Origin of the sequence: Microbacterium sp. TWP3-1-2b2 (genome assembly GCF_049896145.1) — a bacterium.
In the GTDB taxonomy this organism is placed as follows: domain Bacteria; phylum Actinomycetota; class Actinomycetes; order Actinomycetales; family Microbacteriaceae; genus Microbacterium.
The window spans coordinates 775,757-797,919 of sequence record NZ_JAFCTS010000001.1; the positions used below are offsets into that span (position 1 = coordinate 775,757).

The window sequence follows — 22,163 nt, forward strand, 5'->3', positions numbered from 1 at the left end:
CGCAGCCACGTTGCGCTGTGATGGATCGATGAATGAGACGGACGCCGCAGCCGATCGTGCCTCGCTGGTGCCGGGAGTGCACCGCCTGATCCGTGCGATCGACGGCAAGGACGGGCCCTTCTCCGGCACTCTGGTCGCATTCGACGAGACCGTCGCGGTCTGCGTCGACGCAGAGCAACTCGGAGGATGGGCTGGGTGGGCGTTCTCGGGCTCAGAGCACGTGTGCGGTGTGCTCGACATCAGGCGCCGTGCCGACGGACACGACGCACTGCTGCCGTGGTGCACTCAACACGTCGAAACTTTCCTCGGCCGACGAGATGCCTCTGATTCGCCTCTCGCACCGGGGGAGCTGGGGACGCTGGTCGCCAGTCTGCTGCGTGGAGTGCGTGAACTGGGCCCGGATGCCGACGTAGTCGGGGACTGGTGGCTGACGGGCGATGGGCGACCGATGTTCGTGCATGGCGAGGGCGGGAGCGCCAGTGCACGCACGGCAGCCCTCATCGAGCGTCTGGCGCGGCGGCAGGCCGATCGGGCAACGGTGCGCGTTCTCGAAGAGGCGTCCGCTGCGCTGCGCCAGCCACGCCATCCTGTCGGAGACGATCGACGGTGGGAGGAGCATCTGTTCGCACGCGCGGCTCCGCGCGCGCTGCAACTGGATGTGTTCGCACCTGAGCGCGCGAGTGACATCACTCCGCGACTTGTCGCGGCCGATGTGTCAGCGCAGGAATCCGAGAGCGGGCGACGTCGTCGTCGGGCAGGAGAGAACCGGACGACCGCGTTGAAGGGAACAGCATGGAGGAGTGACCGCGACCGCAGCCGGAGCAGGCGGCGGCAAGAGCGGACGCAGCAGGAGGAACGATCGAATCGGCGACGGATGCTCGACGGTCTGCGCAGACGCGAGCGCTCCGTGCCCGACACATCTGGCGTGCTGCGTGCTCTGGCAGATCGCGCACGTACGCGCCTGGAACGGCTTCGCGAAGGACCAGTCGTGCGTCGGCGGCCCGAGCACGACGCAGCGCGCGCGCAGCCGCCGAGACCGTCGCGTCGTCGATCGGTTCTGGTGGCGGGGTCGCTCGGAGCCGCTGTGCTGATCGGTGGACTGCTCTGGCCCAGCGATCCTGGTGAGACGCCGGCCGAGGCGTCGTCTCAGAAGGTGCAGGAACCCGATGGATCCGATGGCGGGGCGGCGAGCGGTGAGGATGCTGAGGTGCCACCGACATCGAATCCTGATCCCGTACCGTCAGAACCGCAATCCGAAAGCGGTGCAGCGCTGGATGCACTGCCTGCCTTGCTCGAGGCGGTCAGCGTGTGCGCCCGGGACGCCGTGGAGCATTGTGCGGATGCGGTCGCAGAAGGTGCGAGGACTCCGTCCGACGGCGTCGCGGTGCTCGGACCGTCTGGCAGCACCGCGACACTCGTGGACGACTATGGTGACGTCGCGGTGATCCGTCTGACGCCCATCGCTTCCGAGATCACCTACCCTTTGTTGGGCCGCGCGGGCCTAAACTAAATCGGGCGGGGGCGCGAGGTGTATGACGTCGCGCACCAGCCAGATGAGGTCGATCCGTGATCAGACTCCGAGGTTGCCCGCGAAGTTCGCTGCTTCGAGACGCGCCTTGATCGCTCCGAGGAAGCGTGCCGCGTCTGCACCGTCGATGATGCGGTGGTCGTACGACAGCGCGAGGTACACGTACGAACGCACGGCGATCGCGTCGACGCCGTCGACCTTGACCAGACCCGGGCGCTTGACGACCGTGCCGGTGCCGAGGATCGCGGACTGCGGCAGGAACACCACCGGGGTGTCGAAGAGCGCGCCGCGCGAGCCGGTGTTGGTCAGCGTGAACGTGCCGCCTGCGAGCTCGTCGGGCTTCAGCTTGTTGTCTCGCGTCCGCGCTGCCAGATCGGCGATCTCATGCGCGAACTGGGCGAGATTCTTCGACGCCGCGTCACGCAGCACCGGAGTCAGCAGACCGCGCTCGGTGTCAACGGCGATCGACACGTTCTCAGTGGCCGGGTAGACGATGTTCTCGCCGTCGACGGTGGAGTTGACGATCGGGAAAGCCTGCAACGCCTCAGCGGTCGCGAGAGCGAAGAACGGCAGGAAGGAGAGCTTGTCACCCGTCTTCTGCAGGAACTCAGCCTTGACGCTGTCACGGTAGTTCGCCACGCTCGTCACGTCGACCTCGACCACGGTGGTCAGCTGTGCAGTCTGCTGCATCGACTCGACGGCGCGCTTGGCGAGAACCTTGCGCAGTCGAGACATCGGCTGAGTCGTTCCACGCAGCGGCGAGACCTCGAGCGGCGCCGGTGCGGCGGTCGGGGCAGCAGCCGCCGCGGGTGCGGCTGTCTTGGATTCGGCTGCCTTGAGGACGTCCTCCTTGCGGATGCGTCCCCCTACGCCCGAGCCCTTGACCGTGGCCAGGTCGACGCCCTGCTGCGACGCGAGACGCCGCACGAGCGGTGTGACGTAGACGTTGTCGCCGTCGGTCGCTGCCGGAGCCGATTCAGCGGCCGCTGGAGCCGAACTGGGCTGCGCGGCGGCAGGTGCAGGTGCTGCGGCGGGAGCCGCGGCCTCTGCAGGCGCAGCTGCCGGTGCCGGTGCCGGTGCGGCTTCTGCGGGTGCGGCCGGAGCTTCAGCGGCTGGTGCCGCAGCTTCCGGTGCGGGAGCGGCCGGAGCCTCAGCGGCCGGAGCCGCGGCGGCTGCCGGAGCGCCGGAGCCGACGCGTGCGAGCACACTGCCGACCGCGATCGTCTCGTCTTCAGCGGCGAGGATCTCCTGCAGGACACCCGCGACAGGAGACGGAATCTCGGTGTCGACCTTGTCGGTGGAGATCTCCAGCAGCGGCTCGTCGACGGCGATGTCGTCGCCGACCTGCTTCAGCCAGCGCGTGACGGTGCCTTCTGTGACGCTCTCGCCGAGCTCGGGGAGCACGACGTCGGTGGCGTCGCCCGACGGAGCGGCGGCGGGTGCAGCCTCAGGCGCCGGTGCGGATTCGGCTGGCGCTGCCTCTGCAGCGGGTGCGGCTTCAGCGGCTGGTGCCGCCTCAGCGGCTGGTGCCGCTTCTGCAGCTGGTGCCGCCTCTGCCTCAGGCTCGGCGGCTGCCGGAGCATCCGCGGCGGGCGCCGAAGCGCTGCCGTCGCCGATCCTGGCGAGCAGAGCGCCCACCTCGACGGTCTCGTCCTCGGCGACCAGGATCTCCTCGATCACGCCGGCGACCGGCGAGGGGATCTCGGTGTCGACCTTGTCGGTCGAGATCTCGAGCAGGCCTTCATCCGCCTGGACGGTGTCTCCCACCTGCTTCAGCCAGCGGGTGACCGTACCCTCTGTGACGCTCTCACCGAGAGCGGGGAGGACCACGGATGTGCTCATGACGGAGTCTCCTTCAAGAATGTTTGTGACATGTTCAGCTTAGTGACCCTGACACCGGTTGGTGTTCAGAGGGCGTGCAGTGGTTTTCCGGCAAGTGCGAGGAAGGCCTCACCCAGAGCCTCGCTCTGCGTCGGGTGCGCGTGGATGAGCGGTGCGATGTCTTCGGGATGGGCTTCCCACGCGACGGCGAGCTGACCCTCTGTGATGAGTTCGCCGACTCGATCGCCGAGAAGGTGCACTCCCACCACCGGGCCGTCCTTCAGACGCACGACCTTGACGAGCCCGGATGTGCCGATGATCTCGCTCTTTCCGTTGCCGGCGAGGTTGTACTCGTAAGAGACGACAGCATCCGCGCCGTGTGCATCGATTGCGGTCTGCTCCGTCACGCCGACGGATGCGACCTCAGGGTTGCAGTACGTGATCTTCGGTATCTGCGACTCAGGGATCGGCGCGGGCGAGAGACCCGCGATCCGCTCTGCGACCGCGATGCCCTGCATGAACCCGCGGTGGGCCAGCTGCAGGCCAGGCACGATGTCGCCCACCGCCCAGAGCCCGGCGACGCCGGTGCGGAGCTCTTCATCGACCGACACGAATCCGCGGTCCAGTGTGACACCGGCCTCTTCGAACCCGAGATCTGCGGTGACGGGCCCTCGTCCGACGGCGACCAGCAGATAGTCGCCGGTGAAGGTCTTGCCGTCCTCCAGCGTGACGGTCACCCCCGAATCATCCTGCGTCGCCGTCTGGAACCGGGTCCCGAGCGAATACGCGATGCCTCGACGACGGAACGCGCGCTCAAGGCCCTTGCCGAGGGCGATGTCCTCGTTGGGGACCAGGTGCTCCAGTGCCTCGATGATCGTCACCTCCGCGCCGAACGAGCGCCACACGCTTGCGAACTCCACGCCGATGACTCCACCGCCGAGCACCAGCACACGCTCAGGGACGACATCGAGTGCGAGGGCCTGCTCGCTGGTGATGATGCGCCCGCCGATCTCGAGCCCGGGCAGCGAGCGGCTGTAGGAGCCTGTGGCGAGCACGACATCCGCACCGACGTAGACGTCGTCGCCTACGCTCACGCTGCGGTCGGCGTTCAGGCGTCCGTGGCCGGAGACCGAGGTGATGCCCCTTGCCTTGATGAGTCCTTCGAGACCCTTGTACTTCTTCGCGACGATGTTCTCGCGGTAGGTGCGCACCCCGGTGGGGTCGATGCCGTCGAACGACGCGGACACGCCCACCGAGGCCGCATCACGGACATGCTCTGCGACTTCGGCGGCATGCAGCAGCGCCTTGGTCGGGATGCAGCCACGGTGCAGGCAGGTTCCACCCACCTTGTCCTTCTCGATCAGTGCGACCGTCTTTCCCAGTTCAGCTGCGCGGAGCGCCGCGGCATAGCCGCCGCTGCCGCCACCGAGTACGACGATGTCGAACGTGTGCGTGGTCATCATGCCTCCTGTGCGCGAGCCTCGGCGAACGCGACGAGCGAACGTACCGTCGCGCCCGTCGGGCCCTTGTCTGTGAATCCGTACGGTGAACTGCCGTGCTCGGCCGAGCCGGCGACATCGAGATGCACCCAGGGGATGCGGGGCGCGTCTTCTGCGTCGCTCGTCCGCCCGATGAAACGCTGCAGGAAGAGTCCGGCGAACATCGTGCCGCCGGCGCGGTCACCCATGTTGGCGTTGACCATGTCGGCGATGGGGGAGTCCAGCGAATCCTGCATGTACTCCGGCAGCGGCAGCGGCCAGGCGAGCTCTCCCACCTGCTCCGACACGGTCAGATATTCGGCCACGGCCTCATCGTCGCCCATCACGCCGGTGTGGCGGTGTCCGAGAGCGACGAGCACGGCTCCCGTGAGAGTCGCCACGTCGAAGATCACGTCAGGGTGCTCGCGGCTCGCGGCGACAAGACCGTCAGCGAGAACGAGGCGCCCCTCGGCGTCCGTGTTCAGCACCTCGACGGTCGTGCCATCCAGCATCCGAAGAACATCTCCCGGGCGCGTCGCCTTGCCCGACGGCATGTTGTCGGTGATGCACATCCATGCCGTGACGCGCACCGACAGCTTCAGCGACGCGATCGCGCGCAGCGCGGCGAGCACCGTGGCAGATCCGGCCATGTCGAACTTCATCCCGACCATGCTCGCTGCGGGCTTCAGCGAGAGGCCGCCGGTGTCGAAGGTGATGCCCTTGCCGACGAGGGCGATGTGACCGTTGGCGTCGGCCGGAGCGTAGTCGAGGCGCACGACACGCGGTGGCCGATCAGAGCCCTGAGCGACGCCGAGCACTCCGCCGAAGCCCTGCTCTGAGAGGGCGGTCTCGTCGAGCACCTCGGCAGTGACGTCGAGATCGGCGACGGCATCGACCGCGCTCTGCGCGAGCTCGGCCGGGCTCTGCCACTCCGCGGGGACGGAGACGAGATCCTTCACGAGGGCGAGAGCGTCGCCGAGGATTCGGGCACGCGCGACATCGTCATCCGAGAGCGCCTCGCTGTGCACGGTCACTTCGTCCGCACGCGACTTGCCCGGCTTGGCGCGATATCCCTCGAAGCGGTATCCGCCGAAGACGGCACCCTCGGCCGCCGCCGACGCGAACTGGTCGAGGTCGCCTGCGAGTCCGATCGCGATGTGTTCGAACCCGGTCATGGTGCGCATCGCAGCGCCGGCCGCATCGCGCACCGCCGCCTCATCCGGTTTGCTTCCGGCGCCGACCACGGCGAGCGGCAGGGGGGTGAGCGCGGGAACGTGAATGCGAGCGAAAGCAGAGGCGGAACCGGTGAATCCGATGCCCGCGAGGACCTCAGCGAGCCCTGGATACTCCTCCAGTGCCTCCGGGAACGCCTCGGTGTCCGGGACTACGAGCACTGCTGCGTCGGCAGCGCTCCCGGGGAATCGGCTGGCGGTGTGCGAGAGCGCAGGAAGCGTCATGCTTCCATCCTAGGCTCGTCACGACCGTCGCTCCTCAGTTCTGTTCGCTGTGAGCATGACGCGGCCGCCCCTGCCGGCATCGGCTGCTCGTAGCATGGAAGCATGCCCGTCTCCGGAGAGCTGTACGAACGCGTCGCCAACGCCCCCGCCATCCCGCAAGGGCTGCCTCTCGTGATCCTCCTCACTGGATTCACGGATGCCGGAAACGCCGTGTCCGGTCTCATCGATCACCTTCGAGACGTGTCCGATCCGCAGCCCGTCATCGTGTTCGACAACGATCTGCTCCTCGACTACCGGGCTCGTCGACCGATCGTCGTCTTCGAGCAGGACCATCTCACAGAGTTCCGGCCGGCCCGTCTCGAGCTGTCGCTCGCGCACGACACCCTCGGCCAGCAGTTCCTTCTGCTCGCAGGGTACGAACCCGACTTCGCGTGGAATGCGTTCAGTGAGAAGGTGCTCGCCCTGGCCGAGGAATTCGCAGTGTCGGGCGTGAGCTGGGTCCACTCGATCGCGATGCCGGTGCCGCACACACGCCCGATAAGCACGACAGTCAGCGGCAATCGCAAAGAGATCACAGCGAGCCTCTCGGTCTGGCGTCCTCGCACGCAGGTTCCGGCGACAGCCGGCCATCTGCTCGAGTACCGCTTCGCCGAACGCGGCGACCGGATCGTCGGATTCGTGCTGCTCGTTCCCCATTACCTCGCCGAGACCGAGTATCCGGATGCGGTGATCGCCGCAGCCGACCGGGTGATGGGTTCGACGGGTATCGTGCTCGCGCTCGATGACCTGCGGGAGAGCCGCGAGGATTACCTCGCGAAGGTGAATGAGCAGGTCGCCGGCAACGATGAGCTCCGTCAGATGGTGCAGACGCTCGAGAACCGGTACGACGCGTATATGGCCGGTCGCGATCCTGAAGACCTGGATCGCTTCGACGAAGGCGGCTTCGACGAACGGGATCTGCCCAGCGCGGACGAGCTCGCGGCAGAGCTCGAGCGCTATCTCGCCACCCGTCCGCCAGGCGACGAGGACAAGCGCCCGCGAGCCTGAGCGGACGGCCTTCGGCCGGAGGGCACGGACAGATGGTGGTCAGGGTTGCGCGATGCGCTCGCATCCCCAATCGTGTGCGATACTGGTAATCCGACCCGTTGTCAATCGTCGGCCGCAAGGCTGCTGACTTGACAAGGGTCTTACTAGTGTCCGAAATGTCCCGGGGCGGGCGCGCTGCCCCGTGAAAGGCGAAACGTGACTCCTGCCGCGACCAAGAACTCCCGGACGACGAAGACCGCAGCCGAGGCTGCCTCGACCGACGACGTCGAGCCGGAAACGACCGCTGCCGCAAAGAAGCCGGCATCCAAGAAGGCTCCCGCCGCCAAGAAGGCACCGGCCGCCAAGAAGGCGCCGGTGCGGCGCAAGAAGGCCGACGACGTCGTCGAAGAGGACGCTCCCGATGGGGAAGCCGTCGCCGACGATGCTGAGGACGACGACAAGAAGCCTGCTTTCACAGAGCCGCTCCCGACGGGCGCGATCGTCCTGACGTCCAAGGACGAAGACGACGTCCCGGTCTACTCGACCCAGATCACCGGTGCCACCGCCGACCCCGTCAAGGACTACCTGAAGCAGATCGGAAAGGTCGCTCTGCTGAACGCGGCCGAAGAGGTCGAGCTCGCGATGCGCATCGAAGCCGGCCTGTTCGCCGAGGAGAAGCTGTCGAACATGACGGCTGCCGAGAAGACCAGCCAGCTCGGTCTCGACCTGCAGTGGGTGGCCCGTGACGGTCACCGCGCGAAGAGCCACCTGCTCGGCGCGAACCTGCGCCTGGTCGTCTCGCTCGCCAAGCGCTACACCGGCCGTGGCATGCAGTTCCTGGATCTCATCCAGGAGGGCAACCTCGGTCTCATCCGCGCGGTCGAGAAGTTCGACTACACCAAGGGCTTCAAGTTCTCCACGTACGCCACCTGGTGGATCCGTCAGGCGATCACCCGTGCGATGGCCGACCAGGCCCGCACGATTCGCATCCCGGTGCACATGGTCGAAGTCATCAACAAGCTCGCCCGCGTGCAGCGCCAGATGCTGCAGGATCTCGGTCGCGAGCCCACTCCGGAAGAGCTCAGCCGCGAGCTCGACATGACGCCGGAGAAGGTCGTCGAGGTGCAGAAGTACGGACGCGAGCCCATCTCGCTGCACACGCCTCTCGGCGAGGACGGTGACAGCGAGTTCGGTGACCTCATCGAGGACACCGAGGCGGTCGTTCCTGCCGACGCGGTGGGCTTCACGATGCTGCAGCGTCAGCTCGAGCAGCTGCTCGACTCGCTCTCCGAGCGCGAGGCGGGTGTGATCCGCATGCGCTTCGGCCTCGGCGACGGTCAGCCCAAGACCCTCGACCAGATCGGCGACACGTTCGGCGTCACGCGCGAGCGTATCCGTCAGATCGAGTCGAAGACGATGGCGAAGCTGCGCCACCCGAGCCGCTCGCAGTCGCTGCGGGATTACCTCGAATGACCCAGGCGAACGAGGGCAAGGCGCTCGAGACGAACGTCGACGGCAAGAATTACGCTCGAATCCCGCTGCGCACGCGAGTCGTCATGCCCGAGGACGACATCGACCAGATCGTCACCGAGTACGCGAAGGACGCTGTGCAGCCGGGGGACCTGCTGTTCGTGACCGAGAAGATCGTCGCGATCACTCAGGGTCGCTCCTACCGCCTCGACGAGATCCAGCCGCGCCGGCTGGCGCTGTTCCTGTCGAAGTACGTCACGCGCACGCCGTACGGCATCGGCCTCGGCATGCCTGAGACGATGGAGATGGCGCTTCGGGAGTGCGGTACGCCGCGCATCCTCCTGGCTGCCGCTGTCGCGGCCGTGACGAAGGCATTCGGACGCAAGGGCGACTTCTACCGCATCGCGGGCGACAAGGCTCGCGCGATCGACGGCCCCACCTCGCACACGATCCCGCCGTACAACGAGGCGGTCGTGCTCGGCCCGAAGAACCCGCGCCAGGTCGCCACGCATCTCAAGGCGCTCGTCGGCGGCACGGCCGATGTCGCAGTGGTCGACATCAATGACCTCGGCGGGAACATCCTGGGTTCCACTCTCGACAAGGCCGGCGAGCAGCGTCTCGTGCGTATCCTGAAGGACAACCCGCTCGGACAGGGACGCGAGTCCACGCCGATGGGCATCATCCGCACCGTCTGAGATCGCCCCGTCTGACGTTGATCGCTGACGACGGGCGCTGAGGGGAAACACCACGCATGGGACTCGGTCGCGCCAGCGCCATGATCGCGGCGGGTACGCTCGCCTCGCGGCTGACGGGACTGCTGCGTACAGTCGTGCTCGTCATCGCGATCAACTCGGTCGGTCGAGCACCTGACGCGTTCGCCGTCGCCAATGCACTGCCCAACAGCATCTATCAGGTGATCTCAGCAGGAGTGCTCACCGGCGTGATCGTGCCACAGGTGGTGCGTGCTGCCGCGCAGAAGGACAGCGGGCACGCGTTCCTCGCAAAGCTGCTGACGCTCGGTGCGCTGATAATGGGCTCCGTCACTGTTGTGGCGACGCTGTGCGCGCCGTTGCTGATCGACCTGTACTCGAACTTCGACTCGCCGCAGCAGCACGCCCTGGCGATACAGTTCGCGTACTGGTGCATTCCGCAACTCTTCTTCTACGGCATGTTCGCTCTGCTCGGCGAGATCCTCAACGCCAGAAAGATGTTCGCGCCCTATGCCTGGGCACCCATCGTCAACAACTTCGTCTCCATCGCGGGGTTCGTGGTGTTCATCGTGCTGTTCGGACAGAATCGCAGCGCACTTGACGGGTGGGATGACTCGATGGTGCTGGTGCTCGCCGGCACTGCGACGCTCGGTGTGATCGCGCAGACAGTCGTTCTGACATTGTTCTGGCGGCGCGCAGGCATCCCGTTGCGGCTCGACTTCCGTTGGCGGGGCATGGGGCTGGGCCACATGGGCAAGCTCGCGACGTGGACGTTGCTCACGACGTTGATCGGCCAGGCGGTCGGTATCGTGCAGTCGCTCACGATCACGACTGCTTCCGGCGAGCACGCCTCCACAGCGGCTTCGCAGTACGCCTGGCTGGTCTACATGCTGCCGTACTCGATGATCATCCTCGCGATCGGAACGCCCTACTTCACCCGCATCAGTGAGCATTCGGCGGCTGAGCGGCACAGCGAACTGCGGGCGGATGTCGGCCAATCGATCCGAGTCCTCGGACTCTTCACCGTCATCGCGGCTGCGGCAGTGATCGCGGCGGCAGTTCCGGCTTCTCGCGTCTTCAGCAACACCCCGGAGGACGCGAGTGCGATGGCGCCCGTGCTCATCGCCTACCTGGTGAGTCTCGTCCCCATGGGGGTGCTGTTCGTCATTCAGCGCACTTTCTACGCGTACGGCGATGCACGTACTCCCTTTATCTTCACGATCGTGCAAGGTTCGTTGGTCCTCGTGCTGACGCTCGTCGTCGCAGCGAGCGTTCCCGCAGAGCATCTGGCTGCCGCTGTCGCGCTCGCGCAGTCTGTTTCAGGGATCGTTCAGACGGTGATCGCGACGATTCTGCTGCGCCGCAAGATCGGGCCCCTGGGGCTCGGTGCGACATGGTGGGCATTGTGCCGCTTCGTCCTCATGGCCATCCCGGCCGGATTGGCGGGTTGGGGAGTGTTCCTGGTCGCCGGGGGTGCAGACGGCTGGATGCTTCAAGGGATGCTCTGGGGAGCGCTCGGTTCTGCGCTCATCGGTGCGACGAGCGTGCTGGTGTACATCGGACTGCTTGCCGTGTTCCGGGCGCCGGAACTGACGGTCGCCATCGACACCGTGCGTCGCCGTCGCGGCTGACCCAGTCTGAGGCTGGACGGTCTCAGCGCTTGTTGTCGACGACGTCCGCACCGATCGCGTCGCGGTAGCGATAGAGCAGTCCTGTGCGGATTCCTGACGCCGACGGCTTCATCTGGAAGACACTCGAGTTGTGGTTCGCCTCGATGAGCGCGGGTCCGGATGGCGTGATCGCGATGTCCCATCCGACATACGGCACCGTGGGAAGCCTCTTCGCGGCGTCGGCGATCATCGCCACCACCTGCGGGTAGTACGGCACCCGCAGCCCCTTGATGGTCGTGCCGGTGGCAGGATGCTCGTGGTAGATGTTCGACTGCTTGTCGACGCCCGGGTACAAGGCGACGCCGTCGTCATCGAGCATGGTGAACATTCCCCCGGAGGCGAAATTGTCGATCACCGCGCCGTTGCCGATGCGCAGCACGGACGCGATCACGTGCAGTTCGCCTGCCGGGTCGCGGTAGGTGATCATCCGCACAGTGTTCACGCTGTCGGGATACAGTGCGTTCAGGTCATCGTGCTGTGTCAGCACTTCCTCGAGCAGCGTCTGATCGCGCTCAATGAGCAGCGCACGCCAGGCGCGCACGTCGGCGACGTCTGCGGTGTCGTAGATGCCGATGCCGGCCCCGCCCTCACCTGCCGCGGGTTTTGCGATGATGCGGGGGTGCCGATCGATGAACGCGCGCAGTTCGTCGTCGGATGCCGCCGTCGCGTCGATCCACTCGCGCCCGGTCAGATCGGCGAAGTCGTAGAGGAACCGCATCTTGTCGCCGAGGATGATCTTGGAATCCGGACCGTTGAGGGTGCGGTTCAGGCGGAATGCCTTCGGATGCGTCATCCAGGTCGCCCGCTCGCGTGCGTTCAGGATGCGGATGTCCCACACGACGTAGTCGCGGAAGCCCATCTCATAGCGCACGGAGCACCACAGCATGTCGGCGATGATGACGGGGAGAGGTGCCTTCGACACCTTCTTCACCTGATGCGCCAGTTCGATCAGCTGCGTCGGATTGAGCCGCCGAGCCCGGTCGAAAAGATACCGGACACGCAACCGCTTCTGATCCACCGACCCAGGCTAACACGCGGCTGTCAACGTACCCCGGCAGGTGGAGCGAGTAGCATGAGACGTTCTGACATGCCCCCGCCGAAAGGTCTTCCTCTTGTCTCGAGACGTCGCACTCACTGCGCGCCTGAAGTACCTCCTGAGACGCCTCACCTCGTTCGATCCGCGACGAGTGTGGGCGTTTGCGACGCAGATCTCCAAGGAGCAGGGCAAGTGGGCACCGAAGGTCTTCGTCGACATGCTCGTGTGGGCGGCGCTGCACGACACGGCATACATCGACTACTACGAGGCCGACTTCGCTCTGCTGACCAAGAGCGAGCGCAAGACGTTCATGACGTCTCTCATCCAGCATCACCTGGCGCAGGCGCTCAACGACCGCACGGACGTGCTGCAGTTCGAGAACAAGATCACCTTCAACCACCGCTTCGCCGAGTACCTCGGCCGCGACTGGCTCGACCTCGATGAGGTGGACGCCGATGGCCTCCGCGCCTTCGCGGAGAAGAACCCGGTGTTCATCGCGAAGACACCGGTAGGCCGCGAGGGCAAGGGCGTCTTCCGGTACGACGCGTCAGAGGTCACCGACTGGAACGCGTTCCGCGACGAACTGCGCGACAAGGGCCAGCGGCTCATCGAACAGCGCATCGAGCAGCACCCGTATCTCGCCGAGTACTGCGAGGGCACAGTGAACACGACTCGTGTCGCGACGTTCTTCGACGGCTCGAAGGTGCACGTGCTGATGGCAGCGCAGAAGTTCGGCCGAGGTGCAGTGAGCGACCAGTTCACCTGGGGCGGCTTCTTCACGATGATCGACGAGAACGGCAAGTCCTTCGGGCCAGGCCACACCGGCAAGCACAAGTCGCGCTACGAGACGCACCCGGATTCGGGCAAGTCGATCGTCGACTTCGAGGTCCCGATGTGGGATCGCGTCGTCGACCTCGTCACCCGTGCGGCCAAGGAGGTGCCGACCGTTCCGTACATCGGGTGGGACGTCGCTGTCGGCCCCGACGGTCCGATGCTGATCGAAGGCAACTGGACGCCGGGGCTCTATGAGACCCGGGTGAGCGCCACCGGCATCCGCACCGGCAGCCGAGCGCGGCACCGTCCGGTGATCGAGGCCAGCAGGCGGTGACGCCGACCCAGAGTCTTCCGCGCGCACTCGTCTCAGCGGGGGCGCTGCGTGAAGGCGCGGCCGCGGCCGTCGCCTCCGGCGGCGAACTGGCCGACCTTCGCGGGGACGCCCTCGGACACGGAGTGCTCGAGGTCGCAGCCCTGGTGCGGGACGCCGGGGTGCACACGGTTCTCGTCGACGACGCGAACACAGCCGACATTGTTCGAGCCCAGGGGGTTCGCGCCATCACAGTCGGCGATGCGGACATCGACACCCGCATCCTCTACGGTCTGCCCGGCGCCCGCACGACGCCTGCGATGCGGTTGATGGGGCGAGTCGTCTCGACAAAGCCGCTGCGGGCAGGTGAGGCCGTCTCGTACGGGTACCTGCATCGAGCCGCAGCCGACACGACCGTGGCCCTGGTCACCGGCGGCTACGCGCAGGGAATCGTCCGCGCACTCGGCAACGCGGCCCATGTCGAGATCGACGGCATGCTGCGGCCGATCGTGGGCCGCGTGGCGATGGACGTCTGTGTTGTCGACCTTCAAGATGCCGTGGCGGACGTGACCGCGGGCGCTGATGTCGTCTACTTCGGCGGCACCGGCGTCGCCCGTGACGCATTGGCGGATTGGGCAGCGATCACCGAGCTCGGAGTCGCTGAACTCATCACCGTCGCAGGTTCCAAGGCGGTGCGCGAATGGACTCCCTGATGACTCCCACACTGGAGATCTCGCGAGGCCGCTTTCTGCAGAACCTCGCTGCGGTGCAGGAACGGATCGGTCCAGCGCGGCTGATGCTCGCCATGAAGGACGACGCGTACGGCCACGGTGTGGAATGGGCCGTCGCTGCCGCGATCGATGCAGCACGACCCGTCGAGATGTTCGGTGGCTACGACGTTCACACGTCGTTGCGCATCCGCGAGCGGGCGGAGCAGGCCACTGTGTTCGCCTGGGCGAGTTCGACCGACGAAGAGGTCGAACTCGCTCTGCACGCACGGATCGAATTGGGGGTCGGGGACGCGGACTACCTGAGCCGCGTCATCGACGTGTCGAGGCGCCTCGGACGCACGGCCCGGGTGCATCTCAAGATCGACACCGGGCTTCACCGCAACGGCATCCGCCCTGAGGACTGGTCGAGGGTGGTCGCCGACGCGATGACCGCGCAGCGCGCGGGCGCCATCGAAGTCGTCGGCGTGTGGAGTCACCTCGCCGAAGCGAGCGACGCGGAGGATGACGAGTCCGCCAGAGCATTCCGCGAGGCCGTCGACGTGGTGCGCGCCATGGGCGGCGCTCCTGCGTCGCTGCACCTGACCGCCTCGGCGGCGTCATGGTGGCGCCCAGAGCTGCGCGGTACGGTCTGCCGCATCGGCGCGTTCTGCTACGGCATCCGCTCCGCTGACGGTCCGGAGATTCCCGGCGTGGCACCGATCGCAGCGCTGCGTGCACGGGTGATCGAGGACCGCGGTGATGACGTCGTGATCGGCGTCGGTTCGTTCCACGGTCTACCGTCGATCCTCGCCGGTGCGAGTATCGGGACGCCGGGAGGCATGCGCGAGATCGTACGGATCGACCAGACGCGCACCCTCGTGCGGGGCTGGTCAGGAGCACGGGTCGGCGACATGACGACCGTGTTCGGGCCAGGAGACCAGGACGAACCGGATGCGACGACGCTCGCCGAACGGATCGGAACCGTCGGGGAAGAGATCATCACCCGCCTCACCGGGACGGTGCGACGGGTGATCGAGGACTGAAGAGAATCAGTCAGACGGCGAGTTGTGTCAGACGGCGTCGACGAGACGCGCGGTCTCATCGTGCCAGGACGTGGCCACGTCGCGGAGCTTCTCTTCGTACTTGCGACCGTGGTGGGCGCAGAAGAGCAGTTCGGAGCCGTTGACCTCGGCGGCGATGTAGGCCTGCGCGCCGCATGAGTCGCAGCGGTCCATCGCGGTCAGACGGTACTCGACGGTGGAGGTCTCACGTTCGGTTGTAGCGTTCATCTCGGTGCCTCCTCGGGTATCGGCATCTCCAGTGGGAATGTGCTCAATACAACCACGGCTGGCTGATAGTCATGCCCGATGGACGGCGTGTTTCGCTCAGCGCGTACCCGAGCGCGCCCGAGTGCGTCACCAGGGGAGTGTCTGCAGGGCTTCGATCGTCCACGCGAATAGGATTGAGGATTGTGACCGCTGAGTATTCCGCCCATCATCTTCAGGTTCTCGAAGGCCTTGAAGCGGTTCGCAAGCGCCCTGGCATGTACATCGGGTCGAACGGCTCACCCGGTCTCATGCACTGCCTGTGGGAGATCATCGACAACTCCGTCGACGAAGCAGTCGGAGGCAACGGCACCCGCATCGATGTCATCCTGCACGCAGACGGCAGCGTGGAGGTGCACGACAGGGGCCGTGGCATCCCTGTGGACATCGAGCCGCGCACCGGGCTGACCGGCGTCGAGGTCGTGTACACCAAGCTCCACGCAGGAGGAAAGTTCGGCGGCGGTTCGTACGCGGCCTCCGGCGGGCTGCACGGCGTCGGTGCTTCCGTGGTGAACGCGCTCTCGGAACGGCTCGACGTCGAAGTCGACCGTGGCGGCAAGACCTACGCGATGTCGTTCCACCGGGGTGAACCAGGCAACTTCAAGGACTCGGGCGAGAAGCGCCCCGATGCGCCGTTCTCCCCGTTCGAGAAGAGCAGTGAGCTCAGGATCGCCGGCAAGGCTCCACGTGGAGTGACCGGAACACGTGTGCGGTATTGGGCTGATCGTCAGATCTTCACGAAGGATGCCGCGTTCCAGCTCGCAGAGCTCGAGACCAGAGCGCGGCAGACGGCGTTCCTCGTGCCCGGTCTCGAGATCGTCGTTCGCGACGAGCGTGGTGAGGAGAGCTCAGAGACCTCTTACCGCTACGACGGTGGGATCGCGGAGTTCGTCGACTACCTGGCCGTGGACGCGCCGATCACGGACACCTGGCGTATTCAGGGCATGGGAACCTTCAAGGAGACCGTCCCCGTTCTGCAGGCGAACGGCCACATGTCCTCGCAGGAGGTCGAACGCGAATGCCGCGTCGACATCGCGATGCGCTGGGGCACCGGCTATGAGACGGTCACGCGATCGTTCGTGAACATCATCGCGACGCCGAAGGGCGGTACGCACCAGCAGGGATTCGAGCAGGAACTGCTCAAGGTGCTGCGCGCGCAGGTCGAGCAGAACGCCCGGCGGCTCAAGGTGGGTAACGACAAGGTAGAGAAGGACGATGTGCTCGCCGGTCTCACCGCCGTGCTCACCGTCGAGGTGCCGGAACCGCAGTTCGAGGGCCAGACCAAGGAAGTGCTCGGCACGCCCGCCGTTCGCCAGGTCGTCGCACAGGTGCTCCGCAAGGAACTCAGTGCGCGTTTCACCTCGACCAAGCGTGATGACAAGAACCAGGCCAGCCAGCTCCTGGACAAGGTCGTCGCAGAGATGAAGGCGCGCGTCTCGGCGCGGGCCCACAAGGAGACGCAGCGCCGCAAGAACGCTTTGGAGTCCTCGTCGCTTCCTGCCAAGCTCGTCGACTGCCGCTCGAACGACGTCTCGCGCAGTGAACTTTTCATCGTCGAGGGCGACTCGGCGCTGGGGACGGCACGTCGAGCCCGCGACAGCGAGATACAGGCGCTGCTGCCGATCCGCGGCAAGATCCTCAATGTACAGCGGGCTTCCATCGGCGACATGCTGTCGAACGCCGAGTGCGCCTCGATCATCCAGGTCATCGGCGCCGGTTCGGGCCGCACGTTCGACATCGACGCAGCGCGGTACGGAAAGATCATCCTGATGAGCGACGCCGACGTGGACGGTGCGCACATCCGCACGCTGCTTCTCACGCTCTTCTTCCGCTACATGCGTCCGCTGATCGAGGAAGGTCGGGTGTTCGCCGCAGTGCCACCGCTGCACCGGGTCATCGTGATGAACCCCGGCTCGAAACCCAACGAGACGATCTACACCTACACCGAGCAGGAGCTGCACGCCCTGTTGGCGAAGCTGCGCAAGGGGAACAAGCGCTGGCACGAGCCGATCCAGCGTTACAAGGGCCTCGGCGAGATGGACGCCGATCAGCTGGCGAACACGACGATGGACCGTGGTGGGCGCCTGCTGCGCCGCGTGCGCATGGAGGACGCCGAGGCCGCAGGCCGGGTGTTCGAGCTGCTGATGGGCAACGAGGTCGCGCCTCGTCGTGAGTTCATCATCGACTCGTCCGACCAGCTCTCCCGGGAGTCGATCGACGCGTGAGGCTGAAGCGCGAGCGGATGGCGACACGGGGCAGGCAGTCACCGTGATCGCATTGATCTCTGCTCCGTCGAATCTCGGCCTCAGGCCCCCGCAGCCCGGCGCGGTACCGGGCACGGCCAAGGCGCCGGAGGCGCTGCGTGAGGCAGGTCTGCATGAGGCGCTGCTCGGTCGAGGCGCCGTCGACTGGGGCGTGGTGCTGCCAGGCCGCTACGTGGATGATGGCGGCCACCGCGTGGCCGGCACCGTGCGCAATCAGGGCGCGATCATCTACCACGCACGCCTGCTCGCACGTCGCATCGTCGAGGCCCGCACCGCGGGCTTGGCGCCGCTCGTGCTGGGCGGCGACTGCAGCCTGCTCGTCGCCGCCGGAATGGCATCCAAGGTGTCAGGCGGCGGAGGGCTCGTTCATGTCGACGGACACACCGATTTCCGTCATCCCGGCAACAGCGACGCATACGGGAGCCTGGCCGGAGAGGACCTCGCGGCCGCCATCGGGCATCACCTTCCGGAACTCGCCGATATCGACGGGCTGGGCCCCTACTTCGAGGCGGGGGCGACGGCGCACGTCGGGGCCCGGCGCGAGGATGAGCACGTCTCCGAGGTGGCGGATCTGATCGGTCTGACGATCCCGGCCGCTCGGGTGATCCTGCACGGAGGTGTGCGCGCAGCGGCGCAGATCATCGCCGCGCCAGGTCTGGAGCGCGGATTCTGGCTTCAGGTCGACGTGGATGTGCTCGATCCGGAGCACATGCCCGCCGTCGACAGCCCGGACCCCGGCGGACTCGCGCCGGACGAACTGATCGCCCTGCTCCGCGGACTTGCTCCCCGCGCCTGGGGCGCTTCGGTCACGGTCTTCGATCCGGACCTGGATCCGGAAGGCGCGTACGCCGAGACGGTGGCGCGAATCGTCGAGGACGGCCTCGGTGAGCTCGGAACGGATGCCGTCGAGAACGAATGACGCCGGCCGGTCGGCCGGACGTGCACTCGATCTCAGATGACGGGGCGACCGATCGAGCCGATCACGCCGTCGATGAGCTGCCCGGAGGCGTCGCGCTTGGCCAGAACCTCGGGGAGCTTGCGAACCGCACCGTCTGCACCCACCGCGTAGGCAGGCGCAGCACCGGCCCATGCGACGGTGAGGCGATCCTCGCCCCGGAGGAACGAATGCGCGCGGACGCCGCCGGTCCCGCGACCCTTCGCGGGGAACTCGGCGAAGGCGGAGACCTTGGCGCGTCCGGCATCCGTGCCGGGGATCACGCCCTCGGCACCCGACACCGTGGCGACCGTCACGTCATCGGTTGCAGGCGTGGCGCCGAAGAAGAGCACTGCGGCGCCCGAGCCGAGCTTGATGCCCGCCATTCCACCGGCCGCCGCTCCCTGTGGACGAACCGCTGATGCGGCGAAGTGGAGCAACTGCGCGTCGGTGGTGATGAAGACCAATTCGGAGTCGTCTGCAGCCGTCGCTGCGCCGACCACAGTGTCTCCTGGCTTGAGGGCGATGACCTCGATCTCCGGGCGCAGCGGCAGGCTGGACGGCACGATGCGTTTGACCGTTCCCTGCGCGGTACCCAATGCGACGGGCACGTCAGAGGCCAGATCGACCAGTGCGAGCACCTTCTCCGAGCGTGATGTGATGCCCAGGTAGTCTCGCAGCGGCGTGCCGGCGGCGAGCTGCACCGACGTGCCGGGCACGGACGGGAGGTCGACGGGGGAGAAGCGCAGCAGACGCCCTGTGGTGGTGATGGCACCGGCCTCACCACGCACGGTGGTGGTCGTCGTCGAGAGGATCGCGTCGTGCTTGCTGCGGCGTGACGGACGACTCAACTCCTGCCCTTCGGCGAGGTCGACGCGAACCGCGCGTCCCGTCGTGGACAGCGCGAGTACCGTCGGCGCGTCGGCGATCTGCAGATCAGCCTCACCGGGCTTCGCACGGCGCGGGGCTGCCGGCTTGCCGTTCATCAGCAGTGTGCGCCGTGGAGTGCCGTACGCCTCGGCCGCGGCATCCAGCTCTTTGGCGACCTGGCCGCGCAGCAGCACCTCGCTGCCCAACAGCTCGCGAAGCTGGGCGATCTCGGCCTGCAGCGCATCGCGCTCGGTCTCCAACTCGACGCGCGAGAACTTCGTCAGTCGGCGGAGGCGAAGTTCGAGGATGTACTCGGCCTGTGCTTCGGAAAGATCGAAAACCGTCCGCAGCCGTGCGCGCGCCTGCTCGGAGTCGTCCGAGGAGCGGATGACCTGGATGACCTCGTCGATGTCGAGGATCGCGACGAGCAGACCCTCGACGAGATGAAGCCGCTCTTCCCGACGGGCGAGCCGATACCGGCTGCGGCGGGTGATGACCTCGAGTCGGTGCCCGACGTAGACGCTGAGCATCTCCTTGAGCCCGAGCGTGCGCGGCTGCCCCTCGACGAGGGCGACGTTGTTGATGTTGAACGAGTCTTCCAGCGGCGTCAGCCGGTACAGCTGCTCGAGCACGGCGTTCGGATCGAAGCCGGTCTTGATGCCGATGGCGACGCGCAGACCGTGCTGGCGGTCTGTGAGGTCGTTGACGTCGCTGATGCCCTGCAGCTTCTTTGCCTGAACGGCATCGCGGATCTTCTCGATCAGGCGCTCTGGGCCGACCATGTACGGCAGCTCTGTGACGATGATGCCGGTGCGGCGGGGGCCGATCGACTCGACCGAGACCTTGCCGCGCACCTTGAAGGCGCCGCGGCCGTTGGAATACGCGTCCTTGATTCCGTCCAGCCCCATGATGATGCCGCCGGAGGGGAAATCGGGGCCAGGCACGAACTCCATCAGCTCGTCCAGCGTCGCTTCCGGGTTCTCCAGCAGATGAATGGCTGCGGCGACGACCTCGATGAGGTTGTGCGGCGCCATGTTCGTCGCCATGCCGACGGCGATGCCGCTGGCACCGTTTACGAGCAGATTCGGGAACGCGGCGGGGAGCACTGCGGGCTGCTGGAACTGTCCGTCGTAGTTCGGCACGAAATCGACGACGTCCTCGTCGAGGTTCTCCGTGAGTGCGAGCGAGGCTGGTGCGAGTCGCGCCTCGGTGTACCTCGATGCGGCGGGGCCGTCGTCAAGCGAGCCGAAGTTGCCGTGCCCGTCGACGAGCGGAACACGAAGGGCGAAATCCTGCGAGAGGCGCACGAGCGCGTCGTAGATGGCGGAGTCACCGTGAGGGTGCAGCTTTCCCATCACCTCGCCGACGACGCGAGCGCTCTTGACGTGGCCACGATCGGGCCGCAGCCCCATCTCTGCCATCTGATACAGAATGCGACGTTGTACGGGCTTGAGTCCGTCTCGCGCATCCGGGAGCGCGCGGGAGTAGATCACCGAGTAGGCGTACTCGAGGAATGATCCCTGCATCTCGGTGGACAGATCGATGTCCTGGATGCGCTCCTCGACGGGCTCGGCGGATTCAGTGCGGGGCATGGACTTCCTGGGGACGATGCTGGGCCTGTGAAAGACTGGCTCGGATGTCTCTGATTCTACCGTCAGCACCGACCGCTGCCCGGAGCCTGACCGGGGTGGCGAGCGACTTGCTCGCGGCGCTGGAAGGTGCTGACGGGCAGCTCAGGCCTGCCCGTTCCGTCGTCCTGGTCATCGTCGACGGGCTCGGGGCGATCCAGCTGCGAGGACATGCAGGACATGCGCGCCACCTCACTGCCGGCGTGGGCAGGAAGGACGTCGCCTATTCGGTGTTCCCGACGACGACTGCGGCCGCGCTCACCAGCATCCTGACCGGACGGGAGCCGGGATCTCATGGGCTGGTCGGATACCAGGTGCTGGATCGGGAGCGCGACAGGCTGGTGAACCAACTCTCCGGATGGGAGAGCGACGGCATCGATCCGCTCGTCTGGCAACCGACGCCGACTGTGTTCGAGAGGGCCGTCGCGGCCGACCATGCAGCGTTCGCCGTCGGCATCGCCGCGTACGCTCGCAGCGGTTTCACCAGGGCGACTCTGCGCGGTGCCACCTTCGTCGCAGCGAAGACACCCTCAGAACGCGTGGCGGTCGCGTACCAGCTCGCAGCCGACCACCCCGGCTCGCTCGTGTACTGCTATCTTCCCGAAGTCGACAAGGCAGGGCATAAGCACGGCGTCGCGTCAGCCGAATGGGTCGCGGCGCTCGAAGAGATCGACGGCGCGCTCTCCTTGGCTCCGCCGCGCCAGGTGGGCGTGCTCGTGACGGCTGATCACGGAATGATCGACGTGCCGGCGCATAGACACGTCGTGCTCGACGAGGGCGACTCCCGCTTCGACGGGGTGCGGCACATCGGGGGAGAGCCGCGGATGCTGCACGTCTACCTTGAGCCGGATGTCGATGCGGAGGCCGTCGTTCAACGATGGCGAGTCGCAAGTGAAGGCGAAGCCGACGTTCTCAGCGGGACGGATGCCATCGCGACCGGGCTGTTCGGAGCATCGGTGACGCCGGATGCAACCTCCCGCATCGGCGACCTGGTCGTGATCGCCCGAGGGAACAAAGCGTTCTACGACGGAACCGCCGACGATCAGCGGGCGCGCGGCATGATCGGCCAGCACGGAGCGATCGCACCGGAGGAACGCCAGGTTCCCTACATCAGACGCGGGGCGTTCGCCGTCTGACTGACCGCCTGCTCGC

Annotated in this window: 17 protein-coding genes; 11 read left to right on the top strand and 6 right to left on the bottom strand. The window is 66.6% G+C overall.

Annotated elements, in window-relative coordinates:
• Positions 1–28 precede the first annotated feature (28 nt).
• The gene (locus tag ACP7AR_RS03900; protein ID WP_426182986.1) at positions 29–1,510 is read left to right on the top strand and encodes a hypothetical protein; all 1,482 of its coding nucleotides are present in this window, start codon (positions 29–31) and stop codon (positions 1,508–1,510) included.
• A 60-nt stretch (positions 1,511–1,570) separates the two neighbouring features.
• Here the strand turns inward: ACP7AR_RS03900 and sucB are convergent, their stop codons facing one another.
• From sucB to ACP7AR_RS03915, 3 genes are all read right to left on the bottom strand, one after another.
• Positions 1,571–3,370 (bottom strand): 2-oxoglutarate dehydrogenase, E2 component, dihydrolipoamide succinyltransferase, encoded by a 1,800-nt coding sequence (sucB, locus tag ACP7AR_RS03905; RefSeq protein ID WP_426182988.1) that lies wholly within the window; start codon positions 3,368–3,370, stop codon positions 1,571–1,573.
• Between the two features lie 65 nt (positions 3,371–3,435).
• Positions 3,436–4,809, bottom strand: coding sequence for a dihydrolipoyl dehydrogenase (gene lpdA / locus ACP7AR_RS03910; RefSeq protein WP_426182990.1), 1,374 nt, complete (start codon positions 4,807–4,809; stop codon positions 3,436–3,438).
• Positions 4,809–6,284, bottom strand: a complete 1,476-nt coding sequence (locus ACP7AR_RS03915; protein WP_426182992.1) for a leucyl aminopeptidase — start codon at positions 6,282–6,284, stop codon at positions 4,809–4,811. The genes lpdA and ACP7AR_RS03915 overlap by 1 nt, the downstream gene beginning before the upstream one ends.
• A gap of 102 nt (positions 6,285–6,386) precedes the next feature.
• Between ACP7AR_RS03915 and ACP7AR_RS03920 the strand changes: the two genes are divergently transcribed.
• From ACP7AR_RS03920 to murJ, 4 genes are all read left to right on the top strand, one after another.
• Positions 6,387–7,331: a proteasome assembly chaperone family protein gene (locus tag ACP7AR_RS03920; RefSeq protein WP_426182994.1), complete on the top strand. Its 945-nt coding sequence runs from the start codon at positions 6,387–6,389 to the stop codon at positions 7,329–7,331.
• 195 nt (positions 7,332–7,526) lie between these two features.
• Positions 7,527–8,783 carry an RNA polymerase sigma factor gene (locus ACP7AR_RS03925; protein ID WP_426182996.1) on the top strand — a complete coding sequence of 419 codons (1,257 nt, stop codon included), beginning with the start codon at positions 7,527–7,529 and terminating at the stop codon, positions 8,781–8,783.
• Positions 8,780–9,475, top strand: a complete 696-nt coding sequence (locus ACP7AR_RS03930; protein WP_426182998.1) for a coenzyme F420-0:L-glutamate ligase — start codon at positions 8,780–8,782, stop codon at positions 9,473–9,475. The genes ACP7AR_RS03925 and ACP7AR_RS03930 overlap by 4 nt, the downstream gene beginning before the upstream one ends.
• A gap of 56 nt (positions 9,476–9,531) precedes the next feature.
• Entirely contained in the window at positions 9,532–11,121 is a 1,590-nt protein-coding gene (murJ, locus tag ACP7AR_RS03935; protein WP_426183000.1) for a murein biosynthesis integral membrane protein MurJ, read from the top strand.
• Positions 11,122–11,143: 22 nt separating this feature from the next.
• Here the strand turns inward: murJ and ACP7AR_RS03940 are convergent, their stop codons facing one another.
• Positions 11,144–12,178, bottom strand: a complete 1,035-nt coding sequence (locus ACP7AR_RS03940) for a sugar-transfer associated ATP-grasp domain-containing protein (protein WP_426183002.1) — start codon at positions 12,176–12,178, stop codon at positions 11,144–11,146.
• 94 nt (positions 12,179–12,272) lie between these two features.
• Here ACP7AR_RS03940 and ACP7AR_RS03945 point away from each other — a divergent pair, with 94 nt between their 5' ends.
• Genes ACP7AR_RS03945 through ACP7AR_RS03955 form a run of 3 tightly spaced genes read left to right on the top strand, consistent with a single transcriptional unit; the run spans position 12,273 to position 15,033 of the window.
• Entirely contained in the window at positions 12,273–13,304 is a 1,032-nt protein-coding gene (locus tag ACP7AR_RS03945; protein ID WP_426183004.1) for a sugar-transfer associated ATP-grasp domain-containing protein, read from the top strand.
• The gene (locus ACP7AR_RS03950; protein ID WP_426183006.1) at positions 13,301–13,993 is read left to right on the top strand and encodes an alanine racemase C-terminal domain-containing protein; all 693 of its coding nucleotides are present in this window, start codon (positions 13,301–13,303) and stop codon (positions 13,991–13,993) included. The genes ACP7AR_RS03945 and ACP7AR_RS03950 overlap by 4 nt, the downstream gene beginning before the upstream one ends.
• The gene (locus ACP7AR_RS03955; RefSeq protein ID WP_426183008.1) at positions 13,993–15,033 is read left to right on the top strand and encodes an alanine racemase; all 1,041 of its coding nucleotides are present in this window, start codon (positions 13,993–13,995) and stop codon (positions 15,031–15,033) included. Before ACP7AR_RS03950 ends, ACP7AR_RS03955 begins: the two co-directional genes overlap by 1 nt.
• A gap of 27 nt (positions 15,034–15,060) precedes the next feature.
• Here the strand turns inward: ACP7AR_RS03955 and ACP7AR_RS03960 are convergent, their stop codons facing one another.
• A complete protein-coding gene (locus tag ACP7AR_RS03960) occupies positions 15,061–15,279 on the bottom strand; it encodes a DUF7455 domain-containing protein (RefSeq protein ID WP_033107139.1) in 219 nt (72 codons plus the stop codon).
• 182 nt (positions 15,280–15,461) lie between these two features.
• Between ACP7AR_RS03960 and ACP7AR_RS03965 the strand changes: the two genes are divergently transcribed.
• Both ACP7AR_RS03965 and ACP7AR_RS03970 read left to right on the top strand, forming a co-directional pair.
• Positions 15,462–17,540 (top strand): DNA gyrase/topoisomerase IV subunit B, encoded by a 2,079-nt coding sequence (locus ACP7AR_RS03965; protein ID WP_426183011.1) that lies wholly within the window; start codon positions 15,462–15,464, stop codon positions 17,538–17,540.
• Between the two features lie 43 nt (positions 17,541–17,583).
• Entirely contained in the window at positions 17,584–18,498 is a 915-nt protein-coding gene (locus tag ACP7AR_RS03970; RefSeq protein WP_426183013.1) for an arginase family protein, read from the top strand.
• A 32-nt stretch (positions 18,499–18,530) separates the two neighbouring features.
• Here ACP7AR_RS03970 and ACP7AR_RS03975 read toward each other — a convergent pair whose 3' ends face one another.
• Positions 18,531–20,975, bottom strand: coding sequence for a DNA gyrase/topoisomerase IV subunit A (locus ACP7AR_RS03975; protein WP_426183015.1), 2,445 nt, complete (start codon positions 20,973–20,975; stop codon positions 18,531–18,533).
• A 44-nt stretch (positions 20,976–21,019) separates the two neighbouring features.
• Here ACP7AR_RS03975 and ACP7AR_RS03980 point away from each other — a divergent pair, with 44 nt between their 5' ends.
• Positions 21,020–22,147: an alkaline phosphatase family protein gene (locus ACP7AR_RS03980; RefSeq protein ID WP_426183017.1), complete on the top strand. Its 1,128-nt coding sequence runs from the start codon at positions 21,020–21,022 to the stop codon at positions 22,145–22,147.
• Positions 22,148–22,163 lie beyond the last annotated feature (16 nt).